This window comes from Pseudomonas sp. GW460-LB5 (assembly GCF_059423245.1).
In genome coordinates, this window is sequence record NZ_JBWKXT010000005.1 from 36941 (window position 1) to 50091 (window position 13151).

Genomic DNA, 13151 nt, shown 5'->3' on the forward strand with positions numbered 1-13151 from the left:
AATCAGATTTCCAGGATTTACCGCCATGCCTGCCTTGTTGTCCCCTGCCAATACCGACCACCACAAGGTGGTCATCGTCGGTGCCGGTGCCGCTGGTATCGCCACCGCTTCCAGCCTGATCAGCCGTGACCCGTCGCTGGACGTTGCCTTGATCGACCCCGCCGATGTGCATTACTACCAACCCGGCTGGACCATGGTCGGGGCCGGTGTGTTCAAGCCACCGAGCACCGCCCGCACCATGGCTTCGACCATCCCGCGTGGTGTGCGCTGGGTCAAGGCGCGGGTGCAGGGTTTCGACCCTCTGGGCCAGTTGGTCATGCTCGAGGGCGGTCGTGCTATCAGCTATGAACAGCTGATAGTGTGCCCTGGCCTCACGCTGGACTGGGCGGCAATTGAGGGGCTCTGTGAAACCTTGGGCCGCAACGGGGTCACCTCCAATTACCGTTATGACCTGGCGCCCTACACGTGGGAGCTGGTGCAGAAACTCAAGCAAGGCCGTGCCGTATTCAGCCAGCCGCCCATGCCGATCAAATGTGCGGGCGCACCGCAGAAGGCGCTGTACCTGTCTTGCGATCATTGGCTGCGCAACGGCCATCTGGGGGCGGTTAAAGCCAGCTTCTTCAATGCCGGGGCAGTGTTGTTCGGTGTGGCGGACTACGTGCCTGCGTTGATGAAGTACATCGAAAAATACGCTGTGGACCTCAATTTTTCCCACAGGTTGGTCGCTGTGGACGGTCCGAACAAGCGCGCCACCTTCGTACGCACGCTGCCCGATGGCAGCAGTGAAACGCGCATCGAGGCGTTCGACATGCTCCACGTGGTACCGCCACAGGTGGCGCCGGCTTTTATTCGCGAAAGCCCGTTGGCCGATAACGCCGGCTGGGTCGATGTCGATCCGCATACCCTGCGCCATCGCAAGTACACCAACATCCATGCCCTGGGTGACGTGGCCAATACCAGCAATGCCAAGACCGCCGCAGCGGCCCGCAAGCAGGCGCCGGTAGTGGCCAACAACGTGCTGGTGGCACTGGGCCGGCTGCCCACCCTCGCCCAGTACGATGGCTATGGCTCGTGCCCGCTGACGGTAGAGCGCGGGAAGATCGTCTTGGCCGAGTTCACCTATGGCGGCAAACTGGCACCGAGCTTTCCCAGTTGGTTGCTGGATGGCCGCAAGCCGACGCGTCTGGCCTGGTTGCTCAAGGCGCAGGCGCTGCCGCCGCTGTACTGGCAAGGCATGCTCAAGGGCCGCGAGTGGCTGGCGCGCCCGCAGTTGGTAGCCGAGGGTGGGCAGTGATCGAACATCAATTGTTGGGGGCGGGCCTGGGCGCGATCATCGGTGCGGTGCTGGCGTTGACCGGCGCCGGCGGTGGCATTCTTGCTGTGCCCTTGCTGGTGTTCGGCCTGGGGCTGTCGATGGTCGAGGCTGCACCGGTCGGCCTGTTGGCCGTAGGCATGGCGGCGGCGGTTGGCGCAGTGCTGGGTTTGCGTCAGGGGTTGGTGCGTTATCGGGCGGCGCTGTTTATCGCACTGATCGGCGTAGCAGCGGCGCCGTTCGGGCTGATGCTGGCGCACCGCTTGCCGAATACACCTTTGCAGTTGGTGTTTGCCGGGGTGCTGGTGTACGCCTGCCTGCGTATCTGGCGCAAGGCGGCCAAAGACCTGCGCGGTGAAGCCAATGACGCCCATCGCTATATCGAACCCTGTGTGCTGAACCCGTTGCAAGGTCGCTTGCGCTGGACCCTGCCATGCGCGCGTGCCCTGGCATTTACCGGTGCCTTGTCTGGGTTGCTGTCTGGTCTGCTGGGGGTTGGCGGTGGTTTCGTCATCATCCCGGCCCTGAACCGCTATACCAACCTGCGCATGGCCAGCATCGTGTCCACCTCGCTGGCGGTGATCGCACTGGTGTCCACCGGCAGTGTGGTCAGCGCCAGCCTGGCGGGTGTGATGCATTGGCAGGTTGGAGCCCCGTTTGCATCAGGCGCGGTGCTCGGCCTGCTGCTGGCGCGGCCATTGGCGGCCAGGCTGGCCGGGCCGCGTTTGCAGCAGATGTTTGCGGTGGCCGGTTGGACGGCGGCATTGCTGCTGGCTGGCAAGGCACTATTGGGCTAGCAGCGCGTCCTGTTCTGCGGCGCACAGCGCCAGCAGGTAGTCCCACACCACCCGCAGGCGCACTGACTTGTGCAGCTCGCGGCGGGTGCAGATCCAGTAGCTGCGCTGGATGGTTTCGCCAGGCAGTACGCGCACCAGCGTCGGGTCGTCGTGAGCCATGTAGTTGGGCAGTACGGCGATGCCCAGCCCGGCGCGGGCGGCAGCCTGTTGGGCAATGACGCTGGTGCTGCGAAACACCACGGTCGGTGCCCGGCAGAAACTGTTGAGAAACAGCAGTTCCTGGCTGAACAGCAGGTCGTCGACGTAGCCGATCCAGTTGTGCCGGGCCAGGTCCTCACGGTTGCGCAACGGCGGTGCCCGGTCCAGGTAGTCCTGGCTGGCGTACAGCGCCAGGCGGTAGTCGGTGAGCTTGCGGGTTATCAGCAGGTCGGCGTTGGGGCGTTCCAGGTGAATGCTGATCTCCGCTTCGCGGTTGAGGATGCTGACAAAGCGCGGCACCGCCACCAGTTCCACCTCCAGGCCCGGGTAGCGCTCGAACAACGCGTTCATGCGTGGTGTGAAGAACATGATGCCGATGCCTTCGGTCACCCCCAGGCGAATTTTGCCCAACGGGGTGATGGCCTGGGTGATTTCTTCCTGCGCCAACAGCGCGACGTTCTCCATGGCCTCGGCATGCTTGAGCAGGGCTTGGCCCGAGGGGGTCAGCTCGTAGCCCTGGGCATGTTGTACAAACAGCGCGGTGCCCAGGCTTTGCTCGATGCTCTCGATATGCCGGGCCACCGTGCTGTGGGTTGTGTTGAGGCGCTTGGCGGCGGTAAGCAGGCGGCCGCTGCGCTGCAACTCGAGGAAAAACCGCAGATCGTTCCAGTCGAACATGCTGATCCTTGTGGCTGTTCGTCCGGCCCTTTCGCGGGTAAACCCGCTCTCACAGGGACCGCGCCGCCTTCAGAAGCAGCGTCGAACCTGTGGGAGCGGGTTTACCCGCGAAGAGGCCGGTATAGGCTTACCCCTGTGCTAAAACGCACAACGGCTGCGCGAAATCTCGTGTTTCACTCACGAAATTACGCACTAAGATGGATCGGGACAAGAATAAAAAACGGGCGCGAGGTTGCACATGCCATCAGCCGATTCTGTCTTCGACTACGTGGTCGTAGGGGCCGGTCCCGCCGGTTGCCTTCTGGCCAACCGTTTGTCCGCCGACCCATCCTGCCGCGTTTTGCTGCTGGAAGCAGGTGGCCGCGACAACTATCCCTGGATTCACATCCCCGTCGGCTATCTCTATTGCATCGGCAACCCGCGCACTGACTGGTGCTTCAAGACCGAGGCGCAGCCAGGCCTGGGGGGGCGCGCACTGGGCTACCCACGCGGCAAGGTGCTCGGTGGCTGTTCTTCAATCAACGGCATGATCTACATGCGTGGCCAGGCGGCGGACTATGACCGCTGGGCCGAGCAAGGCAATGACGGCTGGGCCTGGAAGGACGTGCTGCCGCTGTTCAAGGCCAGCGAAAACCACTTCGCCGGCGCCAGTGAGCACCACGGCGGTGACGGCGAATGGCGGGTCGAGCGCCAGCGCTACAGCTGGCCAATCCTCGATGCTTTCCGTGATGCCGCCGAGCAAAGCGGCATCGGCAAGGTCGACGACTTCAACACCGGCGACAACCAGGGCTGTGGATACTTTCAGGTCAACCAGCGCAGCGGCGTACGCTGGAACGCCTCCAAAGCTTTCCTGAGGCCGATAAAGGACCGCGCCAACCTCACTGTGCTGACCGGCGTTCAGGTTGACCAGGTACTGCTCAACAACACCCGGGCGCGGGCCGTGAAAGCATTTTGGCAAGGCGCCTGGCACGAGTTTGCGTCGCGTCGCGAAATCATCCTCTGCGCCGGCGCTGTTGGTTCACCCGGTATTCTGCAACGCTCCGGCATCGGCCCGCGCCAGCTGCTGGAAAGCCTGGGCATTGGTGTACGCCACGATATGCCGGGCGTGGGGGGCAACCTTCAGGACCACCTGCAACTGCGCCTGATCTACCAGATCCGCAATACCCGCACCTTGAACCAGATGGCCAATAGCCTCTGGGGCAAGATGGGCATGGGCCTGCGCTACCTTTATGACCGCAGCGGCCCACTGGCGATGGCGCCGAGCCAGCTGGGCGCGTTCGTGCGCTCGAGCCCGGACCAGGCCACCGCCAACCTGCAGTATCACGTTCAGCCGCTTTCACTGGAGCGCTTCGGTGAGCCGCTGCATTCGTTCCCGGCCTTTACCGCATCGGTGTGCAACGTGCGCCCGGTAAGCCGCGGGCGTATCGATATCAGCAGCACCGACATGAACAGCACGCCGCTGATCGACCCCAACTACCTCAGCGAGCCACAGGACCTGCGCGTGGCCGCCGATGCCATCCGCCTCACCCGGCGCATCGTGCAGGCCCCTGCCCTTGCAGCGTTCGACCCCAAGGAATACCTGCCAGGCCCAGCCCTGCAAACCGAGCAAGAGCTGTTTGAGGCAGCCGGCAAAATTGGCACCACCATCTTCCACCCGGTCGGTACCTGCCGTATGGGCAGCGGTGCCCTGGACGTTGTGGATAACCAGTTGCGCGTGCACGGCATCCCCGGTTTGCGTGTGGCCGATGCCTCGATCATGCCGCAGATCACCTCCGGTAATACCTGTTCACCGACCCTGATGATCGCCGAGAAGGCGGCGCAACTGATCCTCAAAGGAGCTGCTACCCAGACCTACATGAACGAAGACGCGATACCGACCCCCTGACCCGGGTGCGTGCAACACCGGTGGCTCGCGGTCAGAAGCCGCCGACAGTGGAACAAAAAGAATAATCACTGTGGCCTGCGGGCCGAGGACAGCAACGATGTCGGATTACATCCAGGAACAGGGTGCGGCGGCCAGCAGCTCCAGCCGCCGTGAAGAACGCAAGATCATTTTCGCGTCATCCCTCGGGACGGTTTTCGAGTGGTATGACTTTTTTCTCTATGGTGCGCTGGCAGCGGTCATCAGCAAGCAGTTCTTTGCTGGGGTGAACGACACCACCGCATTCATCTTCGCCCTCATGGCCTTCGCCGCCGGCTTTCTGGTGCGGCCGTTCGGTGCATTGGTGTTCGGCCGCCTGGGCGACATGATCGGGCGCAAGTACACCTTCCTGGTCACCATCGTGCTGATGGGTTTGTCCACCTTCGCCGTGGGGTTGCTGCCCACTTATGCCAGTATCGGCATTGCCGCACCGATCATCCTGGTGATCCTGCGCATGCTCCAAGGGCTGGCGCTGGGGGGGGAGTACGGCGGTGCTGCCACCTATGTGGCCGAGCATGCGCCCCATGGCAAACGGGGCTTTTACACCGGTTTCATCCAGTCTACGGCCACCCTTGGCCTGTTGTTGTCGCTGCTGGTGGTGCTGGGCAGCCGCTACATCAGTGGCGACCAGTTCGAAACCTGGGGCTGGCGCCTGCCGTTCCTGTTGTCGATCGTGCTGCTGGCCATCTCCACCTGGATCCGCATGAGCATGCACGAGTCGCCGGCCTTCGTGAAAATGAAGGCCCAGGGCAAGGTCAGCAAGTCGCCTATTCGTGAGTCGTTCACCTCTTGGCCTAACCTGAAAGTGGTGCTGACCGCCTTGTTCAGCATCAACGCCGGGCAAGCCGTGACCTTCTATACGGCGCAGTTCTATGTGTTGTTCTTCATGACCCAAATGCTGAAGATGGACCCTGCCCAGGCCAACACGCTGCTGATCATCAGTGTGGTGATCGGTGCGCCGTTCTTCGTGTTTTTCGGTTGGCTGTCGGACCGTATTGGCCGCAAGCCGATCCTGATGCTCGGCCTGCTGTTGGCCACGGTGCTGTACTTCCCGCTGTTCAAGGCGCTAAGCCATTACGCCAACCCTCAGATCGACGCAGCCAGCCGGCAGGCGCCTATCGTGGTTACGGCCGACCCACAAAATTGCACCTTCCAGTTCGACCCGGTGGGCAAGGCTCGTTTTGACAGCCCGTGCGACAAGGTCAAGACATTCCTGGTGAAGCAGGGCCTGCCGTATAGCTCAGTGAACGTGGCCGGCAGCGATGTGGTAGTCAATATTGGTGAAAAGACCATCAATGGCTACGACGAAGCGGCCATGCGCAGCGCAGTGGAGCAGGCGGGCTACCCGGCCAAGGCCGACCCAGGGCAGGTCAACCAGGTAATGGTGGTGGTGCTGATCGTGGCGATGATCCTGATCGCGACCATGACCTATGGCCCGCTGGCAGCGGTAATGGTCGAGCTGTTCCCGACCCGTATCCGCTACACCTCAATGTCCCTGCCCTACCATATTGGTAATGGCTGGTTCGGCGGTTTCCTGCCAACGGTATCGTTCGCGCTGGTGGTGTATACCGGGGATATCTTCTACGGATTGTGGTACCCGGTGCTGGTGACCGGGATCAGCCTGGTGGTGGGGATTTTCTGCCTTAAAGAAACCAAGGATGTGGATCTCGACAAGGTCTGACCCTGTTCATCCGGCATAAAAAAACCGGCTGTAAAAGCCGGTTTTTTTATGCCGCGGAAAAACTTATGCACGCTTTTCAGAAAAAATTCATAAGTAGAAATAAACTTCTAATTCAAGTACTTAGCGATCATTTCAAGCATTTGATCGAAAAACTGCTCACAAGTTATCCACAGATGATCAGGCCATCTGCTGTTGGGGTTTTTCATCAGCTGGCGGCAGCGAACCCAAGGCCCGTTGAGTCGCTTCGTTCCACGCCGCTGCGCGGTCATTGAGTTCGGCGATGGCACGTGGCCCGGTGCCATTGGCGTACATCGGCTCGCCAATCACCACTTCGATGGTACCGGCACGCTTGCCCCAACCTGTCTTCGGCCAGAACTTGCCGGCATTGTGGGCAATCGGCAGCACCGGCAGCCCGGCATTCACGGCCAGCGCAGTACCGCCGCGGGAGAACTTGCCCACGGTGCCGAAGGGCACGCGGGTGCCTTCCGGGAAGATCAGCACCCAAGTCTTCTGCTTGAGCAGCTCGTCGCCTTTGCTCGCCACCTGGCGCAACGCTTCCTTTGGGTTGTCGCGGTTGATCGCGATCGGCCGCAGCATGGCCATGGCCCAGCCGAAAAACGGCACGTACAGCAGCTCGCGCTTGAGCACTTGGCTCAGCGGCGAAAAGTACTGGGAAAGGAAGAAGGTTTCCCAAGTGCTTTGGTGGTTGGACAGGATCACACAGGGCTCTTTCGGCACGTTTTCGGCGCCGGTGACCTTGTAGTCGATGCCGAGAATGGTGCGCACCAGGAACAGCGCGCAGCGACACCAATACACGTTGATGAACCTGTAGCGCTTGGGGAACGACAGGAACGGCGCGATGAAGAAGCTCAGCGAGCACCACAGCAGTGAACTGGTGCCCAGCAGCAGGTAAAAAAGAAAGATTCTGATCGCCTGCAGGATCGACATAGTGGCTTGTACCATTGCGGGGCATGCCCGCCTGAGAAAAATGCGCCCGAGGCGCACTGTTTAAATTAGTTCTCTGGCGATAGCTGCCAGATCGTCGAAAATCAGTGTAGTTTCAGGGACACTTTTTTCCAGGGTCCGCTCGCCCTTGCCAGTTTTTACCAACACGGGTTGTGCACCGACGGCCAGGGCGGCCTCCAGGTCACCTTTGCTGTCGCCGACGAACCAGACGCCTTGCAGGGCGACCCGGTAATGCTCGGCAATCGCCACCAGCATGCCAGGCTTTGGCTTGCGGCAATCGCAGCCATCGTCCGGCCCGTGCGGGCAATACACGATATGGCCCACCTCGCCCCCCTGCTCCGCCACCAGCTCGCGCAGGCGTGCGTGCATGGCTTCCAGGGTTGCCAGTGTGTAGTAGCCACGGGCAATGCCGGACTGGTTGGTGGCCACGGCCACCGTCCAGCCGGCTTTGCTCAACTGCGCGATGGCCTCGACCGAGCCAGGGATCGGCACCCATTCTTCCAGCGTCTTGATGTAGGCGTCGGAGTCATGGTTGATGACCCCGTCACGGTCGAGAATCAGCAGTTTCAAGGCTTACCCCAGCAGCGAAATATCGGCCACGCCCAGGAACAGGCCGCGCAGGCGGCTGAGCAGGGCATAACGGTTGGCGCGTACCTTGGCATCTTCAGCGTTGACCATCACCGCTTCGAAGAAGGCGTCGACCGGGTCACGCAGGGCCGCCAGGCGGGCCAGCGATTCACTGTACTGGCGTGCAGCAGCCATCGGCTGCACGGCCTGGTCGGCCTGCTGGATGGCCGAGTACAGGGAGAACTCGTTGGCGTTGTCGAAGTACTTTGGTTCGACCTGTTCGGCGATGGCGCCTTCGGCCTTGCTCAGCAAGTTCGATACACGCTTGTTCACCGCGGCCAGGGCTTCGGCTTCCGGCAGCTTGCGGAAGGCCTGCACAGCTTGCACACGCTGGTCGAAGTCCAGGGCCGAGCCTGGCTGCAGGGCACGCACCGACAGGTAGGTGGCCACGTCGATGCCTTCGTCTTCGTAACGCGCACGCAGGCGGTCGAAGATGAATTCCAGTACCTGTTCGGCCAGGCCAGCGGCCTTGACCTTGGCGCCGAACTGCTTGACTGCGAACTCGACCGCACCGGTCAGGTTCAGGTCGAGCTGCTTCTCGATCAGAATGCGCAGCACGCCCAAGGCAGCACGGCGCAGGGCGTACGGGTCCTTGCTCCCGGTAGGCAGCATGCCGATGCCGAAGATGCCAACCAGGGTGTCGAGTTTGTCGGCGATGGCCACGGCAGCACCGGTGAGGGTCTGCGGCAGCTCGGCGCCAGCACCGCGCGGCATGTACTGCTCGTTCAAAGCCAGGGCGACGTCCTGCGGCTCACCGTCGTTGAGCGCGTAGTAGTAACCGGCAACACCCTGCATTTCGGGGAACTCGCCGACCATCTCGGTGGCCAGGTCGCACTTGGACAGCAGGCCGGCACGGCCGGCGCGCTGGGCGTCGCCGCCGATCAGCGGGGCAATGAACGCAGCCAGTTTGGAAACACGCTCGGCCTTGTCGTACACAGTGCCCAGCTGCGCCTGGAACACCACGTTTTTCAGGCGCTCGTTGAAGGTTTCCAGCGGCTGCTTCTTGTCCTGCTTGAAGAAGAACTCGGCGTCGGTCAGGCGTGGGCGCACGACCTTCTCGTTGCCTTGCACGATCTGCTTCGGGTCGCGGCTCTCGACGTTGGCCACGGTGATGAAGCGCGGCAGCAGCTTGCCTTCGCTGTCCAGCAGGCAGAAGTACTTCTGGTTGTCCTGCATGGTGGTGATCAGGGCTTCCTGTGGCACTTCAAGGAAACGCTCCTCGAACGAGCACACCAGCGGCACTGGCCACTCGACCAGGGCAGTCACTTCGTCCAGCAGCGCAGGCGGCACGATGGCGGTGCCTTCCTGCTGCATGGCCAGCTCGGCGGTACGCTTGCTGATCAGCTCGCGGCGCTCGGCGAAGTCGGCCAGCACGTAGGCTTTGCGCAGGTCTTCGACGTAGTTGGCCGGGGTGGTGATGACGACGTTTTCCGGGTGGTGGAAGCGGTGGCCACGGGATTCACGGCCGGCTTTCTGCGACAGGATGGTGCAGTCGACCACCTGGTCGCCCAGCAGCATCACCAGCCATTGCGTCGGGCGTACGAACTCTTCACGGCTGGCCGCCCAGCGCATGCGCTTGGGAATCGGCAGGTCGTTGAGCGAATCTTCGACGATGGTTGGCAGCAAGCCGGCGGTGGCCTTGCCTGGGATATGCTGGGAGAAGCGCAGCTTGGCGCCGCTCTGGTCGATTTCCGACAGATCTACACCGCATTTCTTGGCAAAGCCAAGAGCAGCCTGGGTCGGCTCGCCGTCTTTGAAAGCAGCCTGCAGGGGCGGGCCGTCGATATTGATGCTGCGGTCAGGCTGCTGCACGTCCAGCTGGCGGATCAGCACGGCCAGGCGGCGCGGCGCGGCGTACACCTGCTTGCCGGTGTAGTTCAGGCCAGCGGCCTGCAGGCCTTTCTCGATGCCGGCCAGGAAGGCGTCGCCGAGGGTGGCGAGGGCCTTGGGTGGCAGCTCTTCGGTGCCCAGTTCTACCAGGAAATCTTGAGCACTCATTGTGCAGCCTCCAGCTTAGCCAACACTTCGTCACGCAATTCAGGGGTGGCCATCGGGAAGCCCAGGCGTGCGCGGGCTTGCAGATAGCTTTGCGCCACGTCCCGGGCCAGGGTACGTACACGCAAGATGTAACGCTGGCGCTCGGTTACCGAGATGGCGCGGCGGGCGTCCAGCAGGTTGAAGGTGTGCGAGGCCTTCAGGACCATTTCATAGGTCGGCAACGGCAGATCCAGCTTGATCAGGCGGTTGGCTTCGCTTTCGTAGAAGTCGAACAGTTCGAACAGCTTGTCGACATTGGCGTGCTCGAAGTTGTAGGTCGACTGCTCCACCTCATTCTGGTGGAACACGTCGCCATAGGTGACTTTGCCAAACGGGCCGTCGGCCCACACCAGGTCGTACACCGAGTCGACGCCCTGGATGTACATGGCCAGGCGCTCCAGGCCGTAGGTGATTTCACCGGTGACCGGGTAGCACTCGATACCGCCTACCTGCTGGAAGTAGGTGAACTGGGTGACTTCCATCCCGTTGAGCCAGATTTCCCAGCCCAGACCCCAGGCGCCGAGGGTCGGCGATTCCCAGTTGTCTTCGACGAAGCGGATGTCGTGCACCAGCGGATCCAGGCCGATGGCTTTCAGCGAGCCGAGGTACAGCTCCTGGAAGTTGGCCGGGTTGGGCTTGAGCACGACCTGGAACTGGTAGTAGTGCTGCAGGCGGTTTGGGTTTTCGCCATACCGCCCGTCGGCAGGGCGACGGCTAGGCTGCACGTAGGCGGCGTTCCAGGTTTCTGGGCCGACGGCGCGCAGGAACGTGGCGGTATGGAAAGTGCCGGCGCCTACTTCCATATCGTAGGGCTGAAGCACCACACAACCTTGAGCTGCCCAGTAGTTCTGCAGGGCGAGGATCAGGTCTTGGAAGGTACGCACGGCTGGCGTAGGCTGGCTCACGAAATTCACCTGTATCTGGGGATGCGGATGTAAAGAGCGGGAGTATAACCTGATTCGCCTCGCCCTCTACTCATTGGAGCCTTATGCCACGCTGCTTTTGGTGTACCGACGATCCGTTGTACCAGGCCTACCATGACCAGGAATGGGGAACGCCACAGCGTGACCCGGCGTTGCTCTTCGAGATGCTTTTGCTCGAAGGGTTCCAGGCCGGGCTTTCGTGGATAACCGTTTTGCGCAAACGCGGGCGTTATCGCGAGGTGCTGTACGGCTTCGACCCGGAAAAGCTGGCCGCCATGAGCGACGAGCGTATCGAAGAACTGATGCAGGATGCGGGTATCATCCGCAACCGCCTCAAGCTCAAGGCTGCACGGCGCAATGCCCAGGCCTGGCGGGCTGTGGATAACCCGGCCGAATGGCTGTGGTCGTTCGTTGGTGGCGAGCCGAAGATCAACCACTTCAACGGGCGCGGCGACGTGCCGGCTGTTACCGACGAAGCCAAGGCCATGAGCAAGGCCCTGCAGAAAGCCGGCTTCACCTTTGTCGGCCCGACCATCTGCTACGCCTTCATGCAGGCCACCGGCATGGTCATGGACCACACCACCGATTGCGATCGCTACGCCGCCTTGTTGCGCTGAGGGGTTACAATGCGCGCCTTGCTGAAATAAGGAATTCGCCTGTGGAAAAGTTCAAGGGCGCCCTGATGGTCGGGGTGCTGCGCCTGTTTGCCAAGCTGCCCTGGGGCGCTGTACAGCGCGTCGGCGCGGGTATCGGTTGGCTGATGTGGAAAGTGCCCAATGGTTCGCGCAACGTGGTGCGGATCAACCTGGCCAAGTGTTTTCCGGAGATGGACCCGGTTGCCCGTGAGCAGCTGGTTGGCCAGGCGCTGCGGGATATTGGCAAATCCTTTGTCGAAAGTGCCTGTGCCTGGATCTGGCCGCCGCAGCGTTCGCTGGAGCTGGTCAAGGAAGTGCACGGCCTGGAAGTGCTTGAGCAGGCTCTGGCCTCGGGCAAGGGCGTGGTGGGGATCACCAGCCACCTGGGCAACTGGGAAGTACTGAACCACTTTTACTGTAACCAGTGCAAACCGATCATCTTCTATCGCCCGCCGAAGCTCAAAGCGGTGGATGACCTGTTGCGCGAGCAGCGTGTGCAGATGGGCAACCGCGTGGCGCCTTCGACCAAGGAAGGCATTCTCAGCGTGATCAAGGAAGTGCGCCGCGGTGGCCAGGTGGGTATTCCTGCCGACCCGGAGCCGGCCGAATCGGCAGGGGTGTTTGTGCCGTTCCTGGGCACCCAGGCGCTGACCAGCAAGTTCGTGCCGAACATGTTGGCGGGTGGCAAGGCGGTGGGTGTGTTCCTGCATGCGCTGCGGCTGCCGGATGGTTCGGGCTTTCGGGTGATTCTGGAGGCAGCGCCGGAAGCGATGTACAGCACCGATGTGACCGAATCGGCGGCGGCGATGAGCAAGGTGGTCGAGCGCTATGTGCGCGAGTACCCCAGCCAGTACATGTGGAGCATGAAACGCTTCAAGAAGCGCCCGGCTGGCGAGCCGCGCTGGTACTGAGATTTCTGGGGGCGCTTTGCGCCCCTTTCGCGGGACAAGCCCGCTCCCACATGGGATCGCGGTCACCTGAAGGAGCGGGCTTGTGTCGCGATGTTCAGCACAGCCCACAAGGTCACGCTATCTCTGTGGGAGCGGGCTTGCCCCGCGAATGGGCTGCAAAGCAGCCCCGGCAATCTCAGGCCTTGTAGAGTTTCTTCAGGAACACGGCCATCTCCTTCTCGGCCTGCTCTCACACGGGGTCACGGCCACCTGAAGGAGCGGCCCTGTGTCGCGATGTTCAGCACAGCCCACAAGGTCACGCTATCTCTGTGGGAGCGGGCTTGCCCCGCGAATGGGCTGCAAAGCAGCCCCGGCAATCTCAGGCCTTGTAGAGTTTCTTCAGGAACACGGCCATCTCCTTCTCGGCCTGCTCTCACACGGGGTCACGGCCACCTGAAGGAGCGGCCCTGTGTCGCGATGTTCAGC

11 protein-coding genes are annotated in these 13151 nt (G+C 62.0%); 6 read left to right on the forward strand and 5 right to left on the reverse strand.

Annotated elements, in window-relative coordinates; all coding sequences use genetic code 11:
- The first annotated feature begins 25 nt into the window (after positions 1-25).
- Complete coding sequence (locus AC07XM_RS05495; RefSeq protein WP_102689821.1) at positions 26-1294, forward strand: NAD(P)/FAD-dependent oxidoreductase; 1269 nt, start codon at positions 26-28, stop codon at positions 1292-1294.
- A complete protein-coding gene (locus AC07XM_RS05500; RefSeq protein ID WP_016489928.1) occupies positions 1291-2109 on the forward strand; it encodes a sulfite exporter TauE/SafE family protein in 819 nt (272 codons plus the stop codon). The genes AC07XM_RS05495 and AC07XM_RS05500 overlap by 4 nt, the downstream gene beginning before the upstream one ends.
- On the opposite strand, the gene AC07XM_RS05505 is transcribed toward AC07XM_RS05500, so the two are convergent.
- Entirely contained in the window at positions 2098-2985 is an 888-nt protein-coding gene (locus AC07XM_RS05505) for a LysR family transcriptional regulator (RefSeq protein WP_060519805.1), read from the reverse strand. The genes AC07XM_RS05500 and AC07XM_RS05505 overlap by 12 nt on opposite strands.
- A 238-nt stretch (positions 2986-3223) precedes the next feature.
- On the opposite strand from AC07XM_RS05505, the gene AC07XM_RS05510 reads away from it, so the two are divergent.
- Entirely contained in the window at positions 3224-4870 is a 1647-nt protein-coding gene (locus tag AC07XM_RS05510; protein ID WP_102689820.1) for a GMC family oxidoreductase, read from the forward strand.
- Between the two features lie 97 nt (positions 4871-4967).
- Positions 4968-6587 carry an MFS transporter gene (locus AC07XM_RS05515; RefSeq protein WP_016489931.1) on the forward strand — a complete coding sequence of 540 codons (1620 nt, stop codon included), beginning with the start codon at positions 4968-4970 and terminating at the stop codon, positions 6585-6587.
- Positions 6588-6764: 177 nt separating this feature from the next.
- Here AC07XM_RS05515 and AC07XM_RS05520 read toward each other — a convergent pair whose 3' ends face one another.
- The 4 genes from AC07XM_RS05520 to glyQ are packed head-to-tail and all read right to left on the reverse strand — an operon-like array spanning position 6765 to position 11122.
- Entirely contained in the window at positions 6765-7550 is a 786-nt protein-coding gene (locus tag AC07XM_RS05520; RefSeq protein WP_016489932.1) for a lysophospholipid acyltransferase family protein, read from the reverse strand.
- 45 nt (positions 7551-7595) lie between these two features.
- The gene (gene gmhB, locus AC07XM_RS05525; RefSeq protein ID WP_016489933.1) at positions 7596-8123 is read right to left on the reverse strand and encodes a D-glycero-beta-D-manno-heptose 1,7-bisphosphate 7-phosphatase; all 528 of its coding nucleotides are present in this window, start codon (positions 8121-8123) and stop codon (positions 7596-7598) included.
- A 3-nt stretch (positions 8124-8126) separates the two neighbouring features.
- Positions 8127-10178, reverse strand: coding sequence for a glycine--tRNA ligase subunit beta (glyS, locus tag AC07XM_RS05530; protein ID WP_023048058.1), 2052 nt, complete (start codon positions 10176-10178; stop codon positions 8127-8129).
- The gene (gene glyQ, locus AC07XM_RS05535; RefSeq protein WP_012269869.1) at positions 10175-11122 is read right to left on the reverse strand and encodes a glycine--tRNA ligase subunit alpha; all 948 of its coding nucleotides are present in this window, start codon (positions 11120-11122) and stop codon (positions 10175-10177) included. The genes glyS and glyQ overlap by 4 nt, the downstream gene beginning before the upstream one ends.
- An 83-nt stretch (positions 11123-11205) precedes the next feature.
- Here glyQ and AC07XM_RS05540 point away from each other — a divergent pair, with 83 nt between their 5' ends.
- Positions 11206-11757, forward strand: coding sequence for a DNA-3-methyladenine glycosylase I (locus tag AC07XM_RS05540; protein WP_102689819.1), 552 nt, complete (start codon positions 11206-11208; stop codon positions 11755-11757).
- 41 nt (positions 11758-11798) lie between these two features.
- The gene (locus AC07XM_RS05545; RefSeq protein WP_016489937.1) at positions 11799-12686 is read left to right on the forward strand and encodes a lysophospholipid acyltransferase; all 888 of its coding nucleotides are present in this window, start codon (positions 11799-11801) and stop codon (positions 12684-12686) included.
- Positions 12687-13151 lie beyond the last annotated feature (465 nt).

Excerpts from the sequence above, each read along its gene's own strand:
- AC07XM_RS05495 (WP_102689821.1), top strand. The coding sequence starts at position 26 with ATGCCTGCCTTGTTGTCCCCTGCCAATACCGACCACCACAAGGTGGTC.
- AC07XM_RS05505 (WP_060519805.1), bottom strand. The coding sequence starts at position 2,985 with ATGTTCGACTGGAACGATCTGCGGTTTTTCCTCGAGTTGCAGCGCAGC.
- AC07XM_RS05510 (WP_102689820.1), top strand. The coding sequence starts at position 3,224 with ATGCCATCAGCCGATTCTGTCTTCGACTACGTGGTCGTAGGGGCCGGT.
- AC07XM_RS05515 (WP_016489931.1), top strand. The coding sequence starts at position 4,968 with ATGTCGGATTACATCCAGGAACAGGGTGCGGCGGCCAGCAGCTCCAGC.
- AC07XM_RS05520 (WP_016489932.1), bottom strand. The coding sequence starts at position 7,550 with ATGGTACAAGCCACTATGTCGATCCTGCAGGCGATCAGAATCTTTCTT.
- glyS (WP_023048058.1), bottom strand. The coding sequence starts at position 10,178 with ATGAGTGCTCAAGATTTCCTGGTAGAACTGGGCACCGAAGAGCTGCCA.
- AC07XM_RS05540 (WP_102689819.1), top strand. The coding sequence starts at position 11,206 with ATGCCACGCTGCTTTTGGTGTACCGACGATCCGTTGTACCAGGCCTAC.